Below are 18,597 nucleotides of genomic sequence, written 5' to 3'. Positions count from 1 at the left end.
GCGATACCTCCTTTGACGCGGCTCGTTGGCTCTGCCGCGCAGGGTGTTGGACCCGTTATCGCGATGCAGGTTCCGGCAGCGCCACCCACTGCCCCTGCACTTCGCGCACCGAGATGCGGCCCTCGAACACCTCTTCCAGCGCGCGATGCGTTGCGCCGTCGTCGCACCCGCCCTGGTGCAGGACGCGGCCGGCGCGCATCACGACCATCTCGTCGGCATGCAGCGCCATCGTGATCTCGTGCAGCACCGAGATGGCCGCGCCGCCGGCCTGCACGTGCGCGCGCACGATGCGCAGCCAGTCGGCCTGGTGCGGCGGGTCGAGGTTGGCCAGCGGCTCGTCCATCATGAGCACGGGGGCGCCCACGGCCAGCGCGCGCGCGAGCAACACGCGCTGGCGCTCGCCGCCCGAGAGCTGGCCGAGCGGCCGGTCGCGCCAGTCCCAGCATTGCGTCCGTTCCATCGCCGCCTGCACCGCCTCGCGATCGCGCCCGGTCGCCGGTCCGAGCCAGGCCTGGTACGGCAGGCGCCCGAGCATCACCACATCCCGTGCCAGCAGGTCCTCGGCGCCCCCCTCGTTCTGCCCGAGCCAGGCGATGGACTGCGCCCGCTCGCGTGCCGACAAGGTGCGCGCATCGCGGCCGAGGATCTCGACCTGGCCGCTGTGCGGCGTGAGCTGCGCCAGCGCCTTGAGCAGGGTCGTCTTGCCCGCGCCGTTCGGCCCGACGATCGCCGTCCAGCGCCCGGCCGGCAAGGCGAGGTCGATCCCGCGCAACACCTCGACCCCGCCCAGCGACGCGTGCAGGCTCCCGGCGCACAGCGCACGCGTCACGTCGGCCTCCGGTGCATCAGCCAGATCAGGTAGCCCCCGCCGAGCACCGCCGTGAGCACGCCCACCGGCACCTCGCGCGGCGCCAGCAGCCAGCGCGCGAGCACGTCGGCGGCCAGCAGCAGCACGCCGCCCGCGAGCATCGACAAGGGCAACAGCCAGCGATGCGTGGGCTTGGCCAGGCCGCGCACCAGGTGCGGGGCCACGAGACCGATGAACGCGATCAGGCCGACCTGCGCGACGGCGGCGCCGGTCGCCAGCGCGATCGCGATCACCAGCACGATGCGCACCGGCGTGAGCGCGACGCCCAGGCTCGCGGCCGCCGTCTCGCCGAGCGCGAGCGCATCGAGCGCGCGGCTGAAGGCCAGTGCGGCGATCAGCGACGCTGCCAACGCCACGGCGAGCAGCAGGACGGCGTCCCAGCCGAGGAACCCGGTCGTGCCCAGCAGGAAGGCCTGCATCGCCCGCATGATTTCGGGCCGCCAGAACATCACCAGCGCCGACAGCGCGCCGAACACCATGCCCACGACGACGCCCGACAGCAGCAGGCGCAACGTGTGCTGCACGCCTTGCGCGAGGACCAGCGTGACGAACACCGCGCAGACCGCGCCGACGAAGCCGCTGATCGTGAGCACCCAGTGCGACAGCCAGTCCGATGGCTCGATCGGCGAAATGCCGAGGAACACCAGGCACAGTGCGACCCCGAACGCCGCACCGGTGGCACTGCCCAGCAGGTAAGGATCAGCCAGAGGATTGCGGAACAGCCCTTGCGCGACGGCCCCCGCGAGCCCGAGCAGCGCACCGGCGATCCATGCGCCCACCGTCCGCGGCACGCGGATGCCCCACAGGATGGCTGCTTGCGCATCGTCGGCCCGCACCCACAGCGGCTCCCAGCCCTGGCTGCCGACGGCGCTGCCCGCGACCAGCAGCGCGCCGCTGATCGCCAGCAGCGCGAGCAACAGCGAGGGCGCATGCGTCCTTTTCATCGTGCGAGGCACCGCGCCAGCACGCGCGCCGCTTCCGCCAGGCGCGGGCCGGGCCGCATCACGACTGCAGCGTCGGCGCCTTCGAGCGCGCAGATGCGGCCTTCGCGCACCGCGCGGATGCGGCTCCACCCCGGGCGAAGCCGAAGCTGGGCGACGTCACGCGCGGAGACGATGATCACGTCCGGATCGGCCCGCACCACGAATTCGGGGTTGAGCTTGGGCACGCTGCCCAGGCTGCCCGGCACGACGTTGGCGGCACCGAGCCGCGTGAGCAACTCGCCGATGTGCGAGATCTCGCTCGCGGCATAGGGGCCGCTGCCGACTTCGAAATACACGCGCGCACCGCGCCGCGACGGGGGCACCGAACGCGCCTGCGCATCGATGCCTTCATTGAGCTCCTTCCACACGCGCCGGGCTGCGTCGTGTTCCCCGAGCATCGCGCCGATCATGTCCAGGCTGGTGTGCACGTCCTCCATCGTCCTGGGCTCGAAGGCCACGGCTCGAACGCCGAGCGCCTTCAGCCGCCCCGCGGCACGCGAGGATGCGGTGAGCAGCACGAGGTCGGGCTTGAGCGCGACGATCTGCTCGATGTGCGTGTCCTCCAGCCCACCGACGCGCGGCAGGCGCTGCACCTGCTCGGGCCAGTCGGAGAAATCGTCCACCGCCACGAGCTTGTCGCAGTGACCGAGCACGCACACCGTTTCGGTCAGCGACGGCAGCAGGGTGACGATGCGCTGCGGTGCCGCGTGCGCCGCCAGCGCGAAGGCCCAAAGGAGCGCGATGCACCAGCGCCTCATGAAGCGTCCTTCAGGGTGAGCGCGATGCCAGCCGACATCAGCGTGACGCGTTCGCACGCCGCGGCGGCCTCCTGGTTCAATGTGCCGAGTGCATCGACGAAATTGCGGCTGTCGGCGCTTGAGGGCACCACGCCCTGCCCGGGCTCGTTGCTGATCAGGATGATCGGGCCGGCACAGCGCGCGATCGCGTCGGCCAGTTGCGCTCCCTGCGCCTCGCTCGCGGCCGGCAGCAGCCGCGCCGTCAGCCAGAACGTGAGGCAATCCACCACGATCAGCGTGTCGGCCCGGCTGTGCGCACCGATCGCGCGAGCGAGTTCGTGCGGCTCCTCCACCGTTTCCATGCGCGGCACGCGCTGCGCCCGGGCCTGGCGGTGGCGCTCGATGCGCTCGCGCATTTCGCCGTCCCAGGCCTGCGCCGTCGCGATGTAGGTCGCGCGATGCGCCGCGTCCTGCGCGAGCCACACGGCCGCGAGGTCCTCGGCACGGCGCGTCTTGCCGCTCTTCTGGGCGCCCAGGATCAATTCGCTGCGCGCGACGCGAAGCTCAGGCATGTGCCCTCGCCCAGTCCATGACGATGCGATGCAGCTGCTCGACGCCGTCGGTGAGCGCCGCCGGCCCCGGCTGCAGGATGTCGGCGGACTTGATCTCGAACAGCTGTTTGCCTTTCACCGCGGCCACGGCATCCCAGCCCGGCCGCGCGGCGACCTTCTCGGGCCGGAACTTCTTGCCGCACCACGAGCCGATCAGGACGTCCGGGTCGCGGCGGATGATTTCCGCATCATCCGCAATGATGCGGTCCTTGCCCAAGGGCTGCTGCGCGAGTTCGGGAAAGCAATCCTCGCCCCCGGCGATGCCGACCAATTCCGACACCCAGCGAATGCCGCTGATGCGCGGCTCGTCCCATTCCTCGAAGTACACGCGCGGCCGGCGCGGCAAGGCACCCGCCGCACGTGCGATTCCGTCGAGGCGCGCACGCATCTGCGCGAGCAGCTCCAGCCCGCGCTCCGCGCGCCCCACCATCGCCGCGACCTGGTACAGCATCGAGAAGATCTCGTCGACGCTGCGCTGGTTGAAGACGGTGACCTGCACGCCGCGCCGCACCAGTTCCGCCGCGATGTCGGCCTGCAGGTCGGAGAAGCCGAACACGCAATCGGGCTTCAGCTCGAGGATCTTGTCGATCTTCGCGGACAGGAAGGCGCTGACCTTCGGCTTCTCGTCGCGGGCGCGGCGCGGGCGCACCGTGTACCCGGAGATGCCGACGATGCGCGCCTCCTCGCCCAGCAGGTACAACCACTCCGTCGTCTCCTCGGTGAGGCAGACGATGCGCCGGGGCGCGAAAGAATCGGACGGAGCGGTCATGCGGCGGTCAGAGGCGCGGTTGCCAGTTGATGCCGACGAAGACGCCCCGGCTGGCCTGGCGGTAGCCGTAGATCGTCTCGTAGCGGCGGTCCCCCGCATTTTCAATCCGTCCGAACACGCGCGTCTCGGGCGTGACCCGGTAGCTTGCGGTGAGATCCATCACGGTGTAGCTGCCCAGCGTCCTGCCTGCATCGAGGCGGTCGCCCTCGTAGCGCAGGTTCGCGCCCCATTGCCATGGGCCCATGTCACGCGAAACGCCGAGCTTCGCCAGCGTCCTCGCGCGACGCACCAGGCGTTGGCCGGTGTCCTCGTTCTTCGGGTCCTGGCTGGTGAAGCCTGCACTGATGCCGGTATCGCCGAAGCGGCCGTTCCAGGTCAGCTCCAGTCCTCGGTTGCGCGCATGGCCGACGTTGATGCGGTTGAAGAAGGCGTCGAAGCCGAACAGGTCCTTGTACCGGTTGTCGAACAGCGTCGCGCGCACGACCTGGCCGGCGGCCGCGTACTGCACCGCGACTTCGCGCGCGCGCAGGCGCTCGGGCCGCAGCGCGGGATTGCCGCCGAACGGGTAGTACAGGTCGTTGAACGTCGGCGCGTTGAAGCCGGTCGACGCCGACGCGCTGACGCGCCACGCATCCGTGAGCTGGTAGCCGTACGCCGCGAGCCACGTGTTGGCGGTGCCGAAGCTGGTGTAGCGATCCTGGCGCAGGTTCAGTTGCGCCTGGTGCGGCCCCGCCGCCAGCGTGTACCCCAGGCGCGCGCTGTCCTGGGTGCGCGAGGAGCGGTCGTACACGGTGTCGCTGGTGATGCGCTGGCGCGTGTGCTCCAGGCCCGCCGTGATGCGCTGGCCGGGCGCGGCCTGCCATTGCAGGCTGGCCTGCGCGCCGTCGTTGCGCGAATGAACGAAGTACGGAAACGCGGTCACGCTCGCGTCGAGCTTGTCGGCGGCTTGCGTCAGCGCGACCGCGAGGCCCAGCGAATCCGAGAGCTTCACGTTGGCGTCCAGCACCGCGCTCTGCTCCACGGCCTTCGAGACGTCCGCTTGCGTGGCGGGCCCGAACTGGCTGTCGTACTCGGTGCGGCCATGGGCTTCGCGCACGCGCAAGCCCACGCTGTGCCCGCCCGCGATGTCCTGCGTGATCGCGAAGCCCGCGGCGCTGCGGCGATAGCCGTCGCGATCCGGATTCGTGCCGGGCAACTGGTCGTGGTTGGTGGCGTCGAAGCCGCGGTCGCGCAGCGACTCGACATCGGCGCGCAGGCCGGTGCCGGACGCCAGCTTCACGGCGCCCGACGCGCTCGCCTGGACCAGGCCGCGCGAGCCGGCCTGCATCGTGATGCTCGCGGTGGGCTTCGCACCGGGGTTGCGCGTGAAGACCTGGATGACGCCGCCGAGCGCGGCGCTGCCGTAGAGGCTGGACACGTTGCCCCGCACGACTTCGATGCGCTCGACGTCCGCCAGCGACAGGTTCTCGATGCTGGCCAGGCCGAAGTTCAGGTTGTTGATCGGCACGCCGTCGACGAGCACCAGCGTGTGACGCGTCTCCGCGCCGCGCAGGGAAGCGCCGGCGACGGTGCCGGCACCGCCGGATTGCGTGATCTCGAGGCCAGCGACGCGCTGCAGCAGCGTGGGCAGGTCCGGCGTCTGCGCGGCCTCGATGTCGGCGCGCGTGAGCACGGTGGTGGATGGCAGCGCGTCCTGGACGCGCTGCTCGGTGCGGCTCGCGGTGATGACGACGCCGGGCAGGCTGGCCTGCGCGAACGCAGCGGTGGAAACGACGGACAGCGCGAGAGGCAGGCACCCGCGGTGGAAGAAGGTCTTGTGAACCATTGGAAGATAAACTCGAACAAGCAACCCGCACCGGCTTCCCCGCCGGCGATTGGGCGACAAGGCGCGCCCGTTACGCGCGGCGCGCCACCTTCGTTGGCCGGTATCCGGGCTGGCGGGTGCGCTTCGTCGCCTTCCCAGGTGCGCTGTTGCGGCGCGCGGCCCAGTGGCTGGCTATGGACGAAGCGGGATTCGCACGTGCTTGTGCGGAATCCGACCGCTTACCGTTGCGGGGGCAGCGCAGGTTGGCTCGGTGAGGGTGTCACCTCGCTTCCTGCTTCCCGTTGAACTGCGGCATGCGAACCACACCGCGAGCACCAACGCTTTGGATTTTAGATCGGAATCTGTCACAAAACCCTACAATGCCCCGTATGAGTGCCGCCCAGATCGAACAGATTGCGGAACGAGTCGAGCGCCTGCTGGTGCGCTACGAGGAGCTCCAGCGCACCAACGCGCTGCTCGCGCAACAGGTCGAGGTGCTCACCAACGAACGCGATTCGCTGAAGTCGCGCCTGTCCGCCGCCCGCACGCGCGTCGACGCGCTGCTGGAGCGGTTGCCCGACATCCAGAAAGCCGCATGAGCGTGCAAAAGCAGGTTGAAGTCCAGATCATGGGCCAGAGTTACCTGCTCGCCTGCCCGGAAGGCGGCGAGCAGCGCTTGCTCGAGGCCGTGGAAAAGGTCGACACCGCCATGTGCCGCATCCGCGATGCGGGCAAGGTGAAGGCGCGCGACCGCATCGCGGTGCTGGCCGCGCTCAATCTCGCTTTCGACGTGGCCGACAAGACGCCGACCATCCAGGCCACGAACCTCGCGCACGCGCCGGCAGCCAACGGCCATGCCGGCCCGGATCCGCGCCTGGCCAACCTGCTGCAACGCCTCGATCGCGCGCTCGGCGACGACGGCCGCCTGATCTGACGCCCGGCGAACCGAACAGTTCGGCTTCGTTCGTAGATGTCAAGCCGGAAATTTTTTTCGGTCGACCGTCAGGGGATTCGCCGCGAAATGGCCCCCTTCGCGCACCCGAAGTCCTAGAATTCATTCCGTCTGCAGTGTGTGCCGGACTTTATATTTCCTTGAACCAATGCTCTTTGAGCAAGGGCTTGGAACATCGCCTGGTGAGCGTGAGCGTCTCGCGTCAGATGAACCCAACGCCAGGTTGACCTCGCCCACCTGAACTCCGGTTCAGGATGCGGTTCGGCGCCACGGCAGACACCTATTCCCCCAAGGGCCGCCCCGTGCGGCCCTTGTCCTTCCGGCTGCGACAATCGTTCTTTCGCGCGAAGAACAAGATGTCGCTGTCGATTCCCCTCGTCCTCGAGCTCGCCGTCCTGGGCATGGCCACCGGGTTCCTCGCGGGCCTGCTGGGCATCGGCGGCGGGATGATCATGGTGCCCTTCGTCAGCATCATCCTGTCGCACCGCGGCGTCGCGCCGGACCTCTCGGTGAAGATGGCGATCGCAACCTCGATGGCCACCATCATCTTCACCTCGATCTCGAGCGTGCGGGCCCATCATGCGCGGCGCGCAGTGCGCTGGGACATCGCGAAACTGCTCGCGCCGGGCATCGTCATCGGCAGCATGATCGGCAGCCTGGGTGTGTTCTCGCTGCTCAAGGGCTCCTGGCTGGCGGTGTTCTTCGCCCTGTTCGTCGGCTTTTCGGCGACGCAGATGTTCATGAACCGCAAACCCGAGCCGACGCGCGGGTTGCCCGGCAAGCCGGCCCAACTGGGCGTGGGCGGCCTGATCGGCTTCCTGTCGGGCCTGGTCGGCGCGGGCGGCGCCTTCATCAGCGTGCCGTTCATGACATGGTGCAACGTGCCGATCCACAACGCGGTCGCGACGTCCGCGGCGCTGGGATTCCCGATCGCCGCCGCCAACGTCGCGGGGTACGTCATCTCGGGACAGTCCGTGCCCGGCTTGCCGCCGGCTTCCCTGGGCTATGTCTGGCTGCCCGGCCTGGCGGCGATCGCGGGCTTCAGCGTGCTCACCGCGCCGCTCGGCGCACGGGCGGCGCACGCGCTGCCCATCGCTCGCCTCAAGCGCGTGTTCGCGAGCATCCTGTACCTGCTCGCGGCGTACATGGTGTACAAGGGGCTGAACACCTAGCCGTGCGCGCCGGCGATCACGCGACGAGCTCCGTGAAGCGCCTTTCCTCGCGCAGGATGAAGCGCTCGCGCTGGGCGAATTCGAAATTCGCCACCGCTTCGGGGTCGCGCTTCAGGCGTTGACGGTATGCCTCGTACTCGGCCAGGCTGGGGAACGCGATCAGGCCCCAGGCCTCGTAGTTGCTGCCTTCCCAGGGCAGGAAGTAGCCCAGCAGGTCGCCGCCCAGGCGCGGGATGATCCCCGCCCACGCCAGCGCATAGCGGCGGAACGCCTCGCGCTGGAACGGGTCGATCTCGTAGCGGATGAAGCAGGTGATGGTCATGCGCCAGTGTTGTCCCGCCCCACCTGCTTGTCCAGCCGCAATTGTTTGATTAGCATCGAAGCATGGATGCAGAACCGGACCTGGCCCGCATCGCGGGCGCCGTGGGAGATGCGAGCCGTATCCGCATGCTTGCGCTGTTGATGGAAGGCCGGGCGCTCACGGCCAAGGAGCTCGCGCTGGGCGCAGGCATCGAGCCGGCCACGGCGACGTCGCACCTCAGGCGCCTGCAGGACGACGGCCTCCTCGCCGCGGCGGCACAAGGCCGCCACAAGTACTTCCGCTTCGCCTCGGACGATGTCGCCCAGCTCGTGGAGGCCCTGATGCGCGTCGCGCCGCGCCGGCCGTCGGCGAAAGAGCGCTCGCACGAGCCGATTCGTGCTGCGCGTTTCTGCTACGACCATCTGGCGGGCGCGCTCGGCACGGGGCTGCTGGCCAGCATGCTGCGCAAAGGCTGGCTCGAACCCGATGCGGGCGATCCGCGCCAGTTGCAGGTGACGCGCAAGGGCGGGAAGGCCCTCGCGCAACTCGGTGTCGATCTCGATGCCGCCCGTGCGCGGCGGCGGCAGTTCGCGTGCCGCTGCCTCGATTGGTCGGAGCGACAGGACCACTTGGGTGGCGCGCTCGGTGCGGCGATGGCCGAGCGCTTTCGCGCGGCGCGCTGGATCGAGCGGCAAAAGCACAGCCGCGTCGTGCGCGTCACGAGTGCGGGCGGCGACGCGTTCAGGAAGCTGGGCGTGGCCCTGTGATGCGGCTCAGCCGCCGCCGACCCCCGCGGTGATCTTTCCCGTGCCGCCGCAGGTCGGGCACGTACGGCCCGCGCGCTGGCCCGAGCCGCCGCAATCGGGGCACACCTTCTCGCCCGTGCCGGGCGTCCCCGCGGGTGCTTCGTCGCCCGGCGACATCGGGCGCTCCATGGCCGAACCGATCTCGTTCGATGCGCCCGGGTCTTCTTCGCCGGCGACCGACGAATCGAGGTCGACCGGTGTCGTGGAACTCATCATGTGGCCTCCTGGTTCTGGCCACCCGTTATCGCCCGGATGGGCACGGGGCGCGATCAGCGTTTGGCGACGGGCCTTGTCGGCGACCTTCGCGTGCCGCCCGGCTTGCGCATGAGCGCGGCGAGCTGCAGCGCGATCACCTGCTCGACGCATTCGACAGCCTCGTCGGGCGTGAGCCGCAGGACGAAGCGCAGGTAATGCCAGGTGGACGCAGTCAGGTGATAGCGGATCGACGCCGTGGCGAGCTTGCGCAGCGAAGTCGGCGCGTCCGGGGCGAACGCCTCGATGAGCTTGCCGATCGCGACCCATCGGTCGCCGGAGATGCGGGCGATCAGGTGCGACCTCAGCTCGCTGTGCCATGAGGCGCGCACGAGCTCGCGGTGCGATTCGAACGCGGTGAAGAGCGCACGCGGGAAGGCACGAAGCTCATCGAGCGTTGACGGTGGCGGCGGGATGCGGACGTGCTGCGCGAAGTGCGCCGCGCAGGCGGAAAGCAGGTCGTCGCGCGAGGGGAAATGGCGGAACACGGTGCGCTCCGAGATGCGGGCCTGTGCCGCGGCGCCGCGCGCGGTGATCTCGCCGCCGCGCACGAGCGACTCGAACGCCGCCTCGAGGATCAGCTGCTGCGTCACCTCGCTGTGCATCGCGGCGATCGGGCGCATCGCCCCTTTGCTTGACATGGTGTCTGCCACGATGTCAGACTGTATGACATCCGCTGTCACCGGTCAAGGAGATGATCCATGGACAAGGAAGCACTCGTGGTCGAACGCGGTCGGGCCGAAACGCTGGATGTCATGGGCGCGCAGGTGAGCTTCCTCTGCTCCGCCGCGCGCACCGGACAGGCCTGGTCGCTCATGGAAGTGAAGCTGCCGCAGGATGCGGGTCCCCCGCCGCACCACCATCCGTGGGACGAGGCCTATTACATCGTCGAGGGGTCTGCCCGATTCAGCGTGGACGGCCGCGAACTGCTCGCGCGCGCCGGCGACTTCATCTACGCGCCTGCGGGCATCGTGCACGCCTTCAAGGGCGCGGGCGAGCAGCCTGCGCGCGTTCTGGTGTTCGACGCGCCGGCGGCGGCGGAAGGGTTCTTCCGTGATGCGGCGGCGGAAGTGCGCGAGATGCCGCAAGACCTGCGCAAGGTGCCCGCCATCGGCGAGCGGCACCGCATCCGCTTCCTCGTGCCTTGATCAGCGCCCGCGCCAGCTTGGCGCGCGCTTCTGCGTGAAAGCGGTGACCCCTTCGTGGAAATCGTCGCTTCCGTAAGCGCGGCGGATCAGGTCCTGCGCGTCGGGAAGGTCATGCACGGTGAGGCGCCGCAGCGCTTCCTTGCTGACCGCCTGCGTGACGGGCGCGAGCGACGCGAGCTTGCCGGCGCGCTCCTTCGCCGCGCGATCCACGTCGCCTTGCACGATGTCCGCGAGGAAGCCGCAGGCACGGGCTTCGGCGGCATCGATCAACTCGGCGGCGACGAGCATGCGCTGAACGCGCGACTTGCCCCAGGCACCGACGAGGCGGGCGATGTTGGCCATCGACAGGCAATTGCCCAGCGTGCGCGCGATCGGCACGCCGAACTTCGCGGATTCCGTCGCGATGCGGATGTCACAGGCCGTCGCGATCGCGAGGCCGCCGCCGACGCACCAGCCTTCGACCACGGCGAGCGTGGCCATCGGCAGGGCCTCGATGCGCGCGATGCCTGCATCGATGCGCTCCTCGTAGACGACGCCGTCATCGCCCGACTGGAACGCGCGGAACTGCTCGATGTCCGTGCCGGCGACGAAGGCCTCGCCGCCCGCGCCACGGAAGACGGCGCAGCGCACGCTGTCGCTGCCCGCGAGCTCGTCGCAGATCGCACCGAGCTGCTCGTACATCGCCCAGGTCATCGCGTTGCGCGCCTGCGGGCGGTCGAACGTCACCTGTGCGATCGCGCCGGCGATCTCCAGCCGGACGGTGCCCTCGCTCATGCCGTGAACGCGCCTTGCGCTTCGAGCGCGGCCCGCTCCTCGGCGCCGATGCCCAGTTCCGCCAGCACCTCGGCCGTGTGCTCGCCCAGCAGCGGCGGATGGCGGCGCACCTGCTGCGGCGTTTCCGACAGCTTCACCGCGAAACCGATGTTGGGCACCTTGCCTTCGATCGGATGATCGATCTCCATCTTCATGCGGCGGGCCTGCGCGTGCTCGCTGCCGAAGGCCTCGGGGTACGAGAGGATCGGCCCGGCGGGAATGCCGGCCTCCAGCAGCGTCTCGACCCAGTAGTCCTTCGTGCGGGTGCGGAAAGTCTTCTCGAGCTCCTGCTCCAGCGCGGCACGGTGGTTCAAGCGCAGCGAGATGGTCGAGAAGCGCTCGTCGGCCAGCAACTCCTCGCGACCCATCAGCTTGCAGAGCTTTTCCCACAGCTTCTGGTTGTTGGCGCCCATCACGAAGTGCCCGTCCGAGCACGCCATCGCCTGGTAGGGGGCCGTCATCTTGTTCGACGTGCCCAGCGGCTGCGGCGGCTTGCCCGTGCCCCAGTAATCGCAGATGTCCCACACCGAGAACGCGAGTGCCGTGTCGAACAGCGATGCATCGACGTACTGCCCCTGCCCGGTGTTCTTCGCACCCACGTAGGCCGCCAGCGTTCCGTAGATCGCGAACAGCGCGCAGCCGATGTCGGCCACCGGCACGCCGCACTTCACCGGCGGGGAATCCGGATAGCCCGTCACGCTCATCACGCCCGACATCGCCTGCGCCATCAAATCGAACCCGGGACGGTCGGCCCACGGCCCGTTCTGGCCGAAGCCCGAGATGCTGGTGTAGACGAGTCGCGGATTGACCTCCCTCAGGACCTCGTAGCCCAGACCGAGCCGCTTCAGCGCGCCCGGGCGGTAGTTCTCGATCAGGATGTCCGCGTCCTTCGCGAGCTTCTTCACCAGCTCGCGTCCCGCCTCGGTCTTGAGGTTCACCGCGAGGCTGCGCTTGTTGCGGTTCATGTTGAGGAACCCCATCGAGTCGGGTCCCTTCATCTTGAAGCCCATGGAGCCGCGCGTCTGGTCGCCCGAGCCGGGCGGCTCGATCTTGATCACGTCGGCGCCCAGGTCGCCGAGCAGCATGCATGCATACGGCCCGGCCATGACCTGGCTGATGTCGAGGACGCGGACGCCGGCGAGCGGCAGCCGCTTAGGAGTCGAGCTTGACATTCGCCTCCTTGCAGATCTTCGCCCACTTCTTCTGTTCCGCGGCGATGAACTGCGCGAACTTCTCGGGCGTGCCGCCACCGTCCTCGGCACCGAACTGGTCGAACTTCGATTGCACGTCGGGCATGGCCAGGACCTTGTTCATGTCCTCGTTCATCCGCCTGGTGATCGCCGCAGGCATCTTCGCGGGGCCGGCCAGGCCGTACCAGGTCGTCGCCTCGTAGCCCTCGAAGCCGGCGTCCTGCATGGTGGGCACGTTGGGGTACGGCTTGGCGCGCTTGCCGCGCGTCTGGGCGATCGGCACCAGCTTGCCGCTCTGGACGTGCGGCGTGGCGGCCGTCATGGTGTCGAAGCTGTACTGGATCTGGCCGCCGATCAGGTCGGTGAGCATCGGGCCCGAGCCCTTGTACGGCACGTGGATGGCCGACACGCCCGCCTGAAGCTTGAACATTTCGAGCGCGAGGTGCTGCGCCGAGCCCGTGCCGGCCGAGCCGAACGTGACCTTGCCCGGATTCGCCTTGCACAGCGCGACGATGTCCTTCACCGTCTGCGCGGGCTGGCTGTGGTTGCACACCAGCAGGTTGGGCGTGACGCCCACCAGCATGATCGGCTGGAAATCGGTCTCGGCGTTGTAGTTCAGCTTCATCAGCGCGGGCGCGATGGCCTGGCTGTTGATGTGCGCCATGAGCAGCGTGTTGCCGTCGGCCGGCTGGTGCGCGACGTAGTCCGCGGCGATCGTGCCGGTGGCGCCCGCCTTGTTCTCGACCAGCACCGTGGTCTTCCACATCTCCTGCAGCTTCTGCGCCATCACGCGCGCGAGGATGTCGGTGCCGCCACCGGGCGCGAAGCCGACGATGATGCGGATGGGGCCGGAAGGAAGCGTCTGCGCGCGCAGCGTGGGTGCGGCAAGGGTGGCCGCCGTCGCGGCGACGAAGGTTCTGCGTTTCACTGCTTGTCTCCTTTTGTGTGTACTACGGGGAAACGGTCACGCTGCCTTCGCAAGCGATGCAGGCGCCGGGTGGGAAGCGAAGAAATCCATCGCGGCCGCGACGCCCGAGCCCGCGAGCTTCACGCCCGAGAGCTTCAGGCCCATTTCGCAGCCGGCCAGTGCGGCCATCAGCGTGAGGTCGTTGCAGTCGCCCAGGTGCCCGATGCGGAACATGCGGCCTTTCACCTTGCCCAGGCCCGTGCCGAGCGACAGGTCGAAGCGCTGGTAGATCAGGCGGCGCACCGCGTCCGCATCGATGCCCTCGGGCATCATCACGCCCGTGAGCACCGGCGAATACACGGCCGGGTCCACGCACTGGATCTCCAGGCCCCAGGCCCTCACGCCGGCACGCACGCCCTCGCCCCAGCGCCTGTGCCGCTCGAACACCGCGGGCAGGCCGCCGTGTTGCGGATCGAGCAGCATCTCGCAAGCCTCATTGAGCCCGTAGAGCAGGTTCGTGTTGGGCGTGTACGGCCAGTAACCGCCCTTGTTCATCTCGATGATCTCGTCCCAGGCCCAGAACGACTTCGGCAGCTTCGCCCGCCGGCCCACCTCGATCGCCTTGGGCGAGACCGCGTTGAAGCTGATGCCCGGCGGCAGCATCAGGCCTTTCTGCGAGCCGCTGATCGTGACGTCCACGCCCCACTCGTCGTGGCGGTAGTCGGCGCAGGCCAGGCCCGAGATCGTGTCGACCATCAGCAGCGCCGGGTGTTTCGCGTTATCGATGGCGCGGCGCACGGCGGGGATGTCGCTCGTCACGCCGGTGGAAGTCTCGTTGTGCACCACGCACACGGCCTTGATCTCGTGCTTCGCGTCGGCCTTCAGGCGCTCCTCGATCATGTGCGCCTGCACGCCGCGGCGCCAGCCTTCGATGCCGGGCAGCCCGAGGAACTCGGTCTTCAGGCCCAGGCGCGTCGCCATCTTCTGCCACAGCGAGGCGAAGTGGCCGGTCTCGTACATCAGCACGTGGTCGCCGGGACTCATGGTGTTCGCCAGCGCCGCCTCCCACGCGCCGGTGCCGGACGCGGGATAGATCACGACCGGGTGCTTCGTCTGGAAGATGCGCTGCAGGCCCTGGATCACGCGCAGGCCCAGCTCGCCGAACTCGGGACCGCGGTGGTCGATGGTCGGCAGGCTCATGGCCCGCAGGATGCGGTCGGGCACCGGCGAGGGCCCCGGAATCTGCAGGAAATGGCGGCCGGTCGGGTGGTAGTCGAGCGTGAGCATGGTGCTTGGAAGTTTTCGCGATTTTTGCATACAAAATTCGCTTGTCAACCTCCCCCGCCTTTCGACATAGGGTTTGACCCAGTCCACTTTTGAATACAAAATCGCCGCATGTCTGCAGAAATCATTGCGATCCCGCGCGCCAACCTGCATGAGCACGTCGCGCAGCGATTGCGCCAGATGCTGGTCGAAGGCCGCATCGCCCCGGGCGCCAAGCTCAACGAGCGCGAACTGAGCGAAGTGCTCGAGGTCTCGCGAACGCCGCTGCGCGAAGCGATCAAGATGCTCGCCGCCGAAGGGCTGGTGGAGCTGGTGCCCAACCGCGGCGCGATCGCGGTGTCGCTGACCGAAGCGGACGTGCGCCACACGTTCGAGGTGATGGGTGGGCTGGAAGCGCTCTCCGGCGAGCTCGCGGCGCAGCGCATCACCGACCAGGAACTCGCCGAACTGCGGGCCATGCATTTCGAGATGCTGGCCGCCTACACCCGGCGCGACCTCTCCAGCTACTACCGCCTGAACGCGCTGATCCACCGGGGAATCAACGAGGCGGCGAAGAACCCGGTGCTGTCGGCCACCTACGACCGGGTGAATGCGCGGCTGCATGCGCTGCGCTTCCGCTCCAACCAGGACGGCGAAAAGTGGAAGACCGCGGTGAAGGAACATGACCAGATGATCGAGGCGCTCGCCGCGCATGACGCGAAGGCGATGCGCGCGGTTCTCTCGACCCACCTGAAGAACAAGCTCGACGTCGTGCTGGAACAGTTGCGTGAGGCGAACGCGCCCACGCGGCCGCGGAAGAAGGGAACGCGATGAACGCGCGCGTTCCCTTGAACACGGCGGCCTTCGATGTCGCCGCTACCTACGACGCCGTCGCGAAGGCCACGAACGAAGTCGCCGGCAGGCTCGCCCAGCGCCTGAGGCAGGACACCCAGGGCGAGGTGCTCTTCTCGCCCGCCGACCGCGGCCGTTACGCGACCGACGCGTCGATCTACCAGGCGATGCCCATCGGCGTGTTCGTGCCGACCACACATGACGACGTCAAGCTCGCGATCGACATCTGCCGCGACCTGAAGGTGCCCATCGTCGCGCGCGGCGGCGGCACCAGCCAATGCGGGCAGACCGTGGGCGCGGGCCTGGTCATCGACCACTCCAAGCGCCTGCGCAGCATCATTGGCTTCGATGCCGAAGCGCGCACGGCGGAAGTCGAGCCCGGCATGGTGCTGGACCACCTGAACCTCGCGCTGAAGAAGCTCGGGCTGTGGTACCCCGTGGATGTCTCCACCAGCGCGCAGGCGACGCTGGGCGGCATGGCGGGCAACAACTCCTGCGGCAGCCGCAGCATCGCCTACGGCAACATGGTCCACAACGTGCTCGGCATCGACGCCTGGACGGCCGACGGCGCCCTGCACCGCTTCACGCGCTACGAGGACTGCACCGGCTTCGCGCGCCAGGTCGGGGACCGGGTGAAGGGGCTCGCGCAGGCGCTGGCGCCGGAGATCGATGCGAACTGGCCGAAGGTGCTGCGGCGCGTGGCCGGCTACAACCTGGACATCTTCCGCAACCAGAACCAACGCCCGTACACCGCCGACGGCTCCGTCAATCTCGCCCACCTGCTGGTGGGCAGCGAAGGCACGCTCGCCCTCACGAAATCGCTCAAGCTGCAGCTCACCGAACTGCCGAAAGCGAAGGTGCTGGGCGTCGTGAACTTCCCGACCTTCTACAAGGCAATGAATTCGGCGCAGCACATCGTCAGGCTGGGTGGCGACGGCACGCTGACCGCGGTCGAACTCGTGGATCGCACGATGATCGAGCTGTCGCTCGCCAATCCCGCCTTCGCGCCGGTGATCCGCACAGCCGTGATCGGCAAGCCCGACGCCGTGCTGCTCGTGGAGTTCTCCGGCGGCGAGAAGGCGCCGCTCATGCGCAAGCTCGACGAACTCGTCCAGTTGATGGGCGACCTCGGCCTGCCGGGTTCGGTCGTCCGCATGGAAGACGAAGCGCCGCAGAAAGCGCTGTGGGAAGTGCGCAAGGCGGGCCTGAACATCATGATGAGCCTCAAGGGCGACGGCAAGCCCGTGAGCTTCATCGAGGACTGCGCCGTGCCGCTGGAGCACCTGGCCGAATACACCGACGAGCTCACGCGGGTCTTCCGCAAGCACGGCACGCGCGGCACCTGGTATGCGCACGCCTCGGTCGGCACGCTGCACGTGCGGCCGATCCTGGACATGCGCACCGACGGCGCGAAGAAGATGCGGGAGATCGCGGAGGAAGCGTCCGAGCTCGTGCGCAAGTACCGCGGCGCGTACAGCGGCGAGCATGGCGACGGCCTGTGCCGCGGCGAATGGATCCAGTGGCAGTTCGGCCCGAAGATCGACGAGGCGTTCCGCAGCATCAAGCAGGTGTTCGATCCGCAACGCCTGCTCGCGCCCAACCGCATCATCGATCCGCCGCGCATGGACGACACGCGCCTGATGCGCTTTCCGCCCTCTTACCGCGTGATCCCCCTGCAGCCGGCGCTCGACTGGAGCGCCTGGGATGTGCAGAACAACCCGGCGACCGAGCGCGTGACGGCGCCCGGCACCGGGGGCGACCCGGCGCACGGCTACGCGAAGGCCGTCGAGATGTGCAACAACAACGGACACTGCCGCAAGTTCGACGCCGGCACGATGTGTCCGAGCTACCGGGTGACGCGCGACGAGCAGCACCTGACGCGCGGACGCGCCAACACCTTGCGGCTGGCGCTGTCGGGCCAGCTCGGCCCCGAAGGCATCGCCAGCGAGGACGTGCGCGAAGCGCTGGACCTGTGCGTGAGCTGCAAGGGCTGCAAGCGCGACTGCCCGACCGGCGTGGACATGGCGCGCATGAAGGTGGAGTTCCTGCATCACTACAAGGCGAAGCACGGCCACACGCTCCGGGACAAGCTCATTGCGCGCCTGCCCGATTACGCCAATGCGGCCAGCCGTATCGCCGGCCTGATGAACCTGCGCAACCGCAGCCCGCTGCTGGCGAAGATCGGCGAGAAGCTGCTCGGCCTCTCCGCGCGGCGCAGCCTGCCGGCCTGGCAGCGTGAACATTTCTTCAACGACATCCCGGTGACCGTCTCGCGGGGGGAAGTGCTGATGGCCGCCAGGCCGGTCGTGCTGTTCGTGGACACCTTCAACGGCTTCTTCGAATCGCTCAACGCACGCTGCGCGGTGAAGGTGCTGCAGGCCGCGGGCTACACCGTGCACGTCGCGACGAAACTCAAGGACGACGGCAGGCACCTGTGCTGCGGGCGCACCTACCTGGCCAGCGGCATGGTCGATGAAGCGAGGGCGAAAGCTCGCGAGGTGATGGAATCGCTCGCCCCCTTTGCCGAACGCAGTATCCCGGTCGTCGGCCTCGAGCCCTCGTGCCTGCTCACGCTGCGCGACGAGATGCTCGCGATGGGCCTCGGCGACAAGGCACACGCGGTGGCCGACAACGCCCTGCTCTTCGAGGAGTTCCTCGCACGCGAAGCTCAAGCCGGCGCGCTCGACGCGTTCAAGGCAACGCTGAGACCGCTCGACAAACGCGTGCTGCTGCATGGCCATTGCCACCAGAAGGCCTTCGCCGCCGTCGCACCGGTCGTCAGCGTGCTGAAGCTGATCCCGGGTGTCGAACCCGAATTGATCGAGAGCAGTTGCTGCGGCATGGCCGGCAGCTTCGGCTACGAGGCGAGCCACTACGACGTCTCGATGCAGATGGCCGAACTGAGCCTCTTGCCCGCCGTGCGCAAGTACCCCGGAGCCATCGTCGTGGCCGACGGCACCAGCTGCCGCCACCAGATCGCCGACGGCGCGCAGCGCGAGGCCGTGCACGCGGCGGTGCTGCTCGCGGCGCAGTTGCCTTGACTTTGTCATTGCGGTCCTGAGCCGCGATCCAGTGCCTTGTCCTGCGTTAACCGTCACCCGGGCTGACGGCCGGGGAGGTTTTTCTCCGGGACACGCTCGCGACAACCATCGCGTCGTCTTGAAATCGC

Annotated in this window: 20 protein-coding genes and 1 riboswitch; of the genes, 7 read left to right on the top strand and 13 right to left on the bottom strand. The window is 68.6% G+C overall.

The genetic code is table 11. The features are described 5' to 3' along the window. Positions 1-55: 55 nt before the first annotated feature. From AC3EF3_RS07615 to AC3EF3_RS07590, 6 genes are read right to left on the bottom strand one after another with little or no spacing between them, the layout of a single operon-like run. Positions 56-829 (bottom strand): ABC transporter ATP-binding protein, encoded by a 774-nt coding sequence (locus AC3EF3_RS07615; protein WP_488531548.1) that lies wholly within the window; start codon positions 827-829, stop codon positions 56-58. After that, positions 826-1,812, bottom strand: coding sequence for a FecCD family ABC transporter permease (locus AC3EF3_RS07610; RefSeq protein ID WP_488531547.1), 987 nt, complete (start codon positions 1,810-1,812; stop codon positions 826-828). Before AC3EF3_RS07610 ends, AC3EF3_RS07615 begins: the two co-directional genes overlap by 4 nt. Continuing rightward, positions 1,809-2,609: an ABC transporter substrate-binding protein gene (locus tag AC3EF3_RS07605; RefSeq protein WP_488531546.1), complete on the bottom strand. Its 801-nt coding sequence runs from the start codon at positions 2,607-2,609 to the stop codon at positions 1,809-1,811. Before AC3EF3_RS07605 ends, AC3EF3_RS07610 begins: the two co-directional genes overlap by 4 nt. Beyond that, the gene (locus AC3EF3_RS07600; protein WP_488531545.1) at positions 2,606-3,160 is read right to left on the bottom strand and encodes a bifunctional adenosylcobinamide kinase/adenosylcobinamide-phosphate guanylyltransferase; all 555 of its coding nucleotides are present in this window, start codon (positions 3,158-3,160) and stop codon (positions 2,606-2,608) included. Before AC3EF3_RS07600 ends, AC3EF3_RS07605 begins: the two co-directional genes overlap by 4 nt. Further along, a complete protein-coding gene (locus AC3EF3_RS07595; RefSeq protein ID WP_488531544.1) occupies positions 3,153-3,968 on the bottom strand; it encodes a cobalamin-binding protein in 816 nt (271 codons plus the stop codon). Before AC3EF3_RS07595 ends, AC3EF3_RS07600 begins: the two co-directional genes overlap by 8 nt. Positions 3,969-3,975: 7 nt before the next feature. After that, on the bottom strand, positions 3,976-5,793 hold the full coding sequence (locus AC3EF3_RS07590; protein ID WP_488531543.1) for a TonB-dependent receptor domain-containing protein: 1,818 nt from the start codon (positions 5,791-5,793) through the stop codon (positions 3,976-3,978). 78 nt (positions 5,794-5,871) lie between these two features. Next, positions 5,872-6,127, bottom strand: a riboswitch (cobalamin riboswitch). Between the two features lie 34 nt (positions 6,128-6,161). Between AC3EF3_RS07590 and AC3EF3_RS07585 the strand changes: the two genes are divergently transcribed. The 3 genes from AC3EF3_RS07585 to AC3EF3_RS07575 all read left to right on the top strand — a co-directional run bounded on the left by AC3EF3_RS07585 (position 6,162) and on the right by AC3EF3_RS07575 (position 7,896). After that, the gene (locus AC3EF3_RS07585; RefSeq protein ID WP_488531542.1) at positions 6,162-6,371 is read left to right on the top strand and encodes a DUF904 domain-containing protein; all 210 of its coding nucleotides are present in this window, start codon (positions 6,162-6,164) and stop codon (positions 6,369-6,371) included. Then, positions 6,368-6,706 carry a cell division protein ZapA gene (locus AC3EF3_RS07580; RefSeq protein ID WP_488531541.1) on the top strand — a complete coding sequence of 113 codons (339 nt, stop codon included), beginning with the start codon at positions 6,368-6,370 and terminating at the stop codon, positions 6,704-6,706. The genes AC3EF3_RS07585 and AC3EF3_RS07580 overlap by 4 nt, the downstream gene beginning before the upstream one ends. Before the next feature lie 374 nt (positions 6,707-7,080). Then, positions 7,081-7,896: a sulfite exporter TauE/SafE family protein gene (locus AC3EF3_RS07575; RefSeq protein WP_488533754.1), complete on the top strand. Its 816-nt coding sequence runs from the start codon at positions 7,081-7,083 to the stop codon at positions 7,894-7,896. Between the two features lie 16 nt (positions 7,897-7,912). Here AC3EF3_RS07575 and AC3EF3_RS07570 read toward each other — a convergent pair whose 3' ends face one another. Continuing rightward, positions 7,913-8,218 (bottom strand): NIPSNAP family protein, encoded by a 306-nt coding sequence (locus AC3EF3_RS07570; protein WP_488531540.1) that lies wholly within the window; start codon positions 8,216-8,218, stop codon positions 7,913-7,915. A gap of 62 nt (positions 8,219-8,280) precedes the next feature. Between AC3EF3_RS07570 and AC3EF3_RS07565 the strand changes: the two genes are divergently transcribed. Next, positions 8,281-8,964 carry an ArsR/SmtB family transcription factor gene (locus AC3EF3_RS07565; RefSeq protein WP_488531539.1) on the top strand — a complete coding sequence of 228 codons (684 nt, stop codon included), beginning with the start codon at positions 8,281-8,283 and terminating at the stop codon, positions 8,962-8,964. Positions 8,965-8,970: 6 nt separating this feature from the next. On the opposite strand, the gene AC3EF3_RS07560 is transcribed toward AC3EF3_RS07565, so the two are convergent. Both AC3EF3_RS07560 and AC3EF3_RS07555 read right to left on the bottom strand, forming a co-directional pair. Continuing rightward, on the bottom strand, positions 8,971-9,219 hold the full coding sequence (locus tag AC3EF3_RS07560) for a hypothetical protein (protein WP_488531538.1): 249 nt from the start codon (positions 9,217-9,219) through the stop codon (positions 8,971-8,973). 53 nt (positions 9,220-9,272) lie between these two features. Continuing rightward, positions 9,273-9,896 (bottom strand): TetR/AcrR family transcriptional regulator, encoded by a 624-nt coding sequence (locus AC3EF3_RS07555; RefSeq protein WP_488531537.1) that lies wholly within the window; start codon positions 9,894-9,896, stop codon positions 9,273-9,275. Positions 9,897-9,956: 60 nt separating this feature from the next. Between AC3EF3_RS07555 and AC3EF3_RS07550 the strand changes: the two genes are divergently transcribed. After that, positions 9,957-10,403: a cupin domain-containing protein gene (locus tag AC3EF3_RS07550; protein WP_488531536.1), complete on the top strand. Its 447-nt coding sequence runs from the start codon at positions 9,957-9,959 to the stop codon at positions 10,401-10,403. On the opposite strand, the gene AC3EF3_RS07545 is transcribed toward AC3EF3_RS07550, so the two are convergent. From AC3EF3_RS07545 to AC3EF3_RS07530, 4 genes are read right to left on the bottom strand one after another with little or no spacing between them, the layout of a single operon-like run. Next, positions 10,404-11,177: an enoyl-CoA hydratase/isomerase family protein gene (locus AC3EF3_RS07545; protein WP_488531535.1), complete on the bottom strand. Its 774-nt coding sequence runs from the start codon at positions 11,175-11,177 to the stop codon at positions 10,404-10,406. Continuing rightward, positions 11,174-12,388 (bottom strand): CaiB/BaiF CoA transferase family protein, encoded by a 1,215-nt coding sequence (locus AC3EF3_RS07540; protein ID WP_488531534.1) that lies wholly within the window; start codon positions 12,386-12,388, stop codon positions 11,174-11,176. The genes AC3EF3_RS07545 and AC3EF3_RS07540 overlap by 4 nt, the downstream gene beginning before the upstream one ends. Beyond that, positions 12,369-13,334, bottom strand: coding sequence for a Bug family tripartite tricarboxylate transporter substrate binding protein (locus AC3EF3_RS07535; protein WP_488531533.1), 966 nt, complete (start codon positions 13,332-13,334; stop codon positions 12,369-12,371). The genes AC3EF3_RS07540 and AC3EF3_RS07535 overlap by 20 nt, the downstream gene beginning before the upstream one ends. A 36-nt stretch (positions 13,335-13,370) precedes the next feature. Next, positions 13,371-14,600 carry a pyridoxal-phosphate-dependent aminotransferase family protein gene (locus AC3EF3_RS07530; protein ID WP_488531532.1) on the bottom strand — a complete coding sequence of 410 codons (1,230 nt, stop codon included), beginning with the start codon at positions 14,598-14,600 and terminating at the stop codon, positions 13,371-13,373. A gap of 108 nt (positions 14,601-14,708) precedes the next feature. Here AC3EF3_RS07530 and AC3EF3_RS07525 point away from each other — a divergent pair, with 108 nt between their 5' ends. Together AC3EF3_RS07525 and AC3EF3_RS07520 are read left to right on the top strand one after the other, a co-directional pair. Further along, positions 14,709-15,410, top strand: coding sequence for a GntR family transcriptional regulator (locus AC3EF3_RS07525; RefSeq protein ID WP_488531531.1), 702 nt, complete (start codon positions 14,709-14,711; stop codon positions 15,408-15,410). After that, the gene (locus AC3EF3_RS07520) at positions 15,407-18,469 is read left to right on the top strand and encodes an FAD-binding and (Fe-S)-binding domain-containing protein (protein WP_488531530.1); all 3,063 of its coding nucleotides are present in this window, start codon (positions 15,407-15,409) and stop codon (positions 18,467-18,469) included. The genes AC3EF3_RS07525 and AC3EF3_RS07520 overlap by 4 nt, the downstream gene beginning before the upstream one ends. Positions 18,470-18,597: the final 128 nt, after the last annotated feature.

It is taken from the genome of Ramlibacter sp. GS1-15 (genome assembly GCF_057785015.1).
Note: the sequence above shows the minus strand (reverse complement) of the source record. Positions and strands in the feature narration are given on the sequence as shown.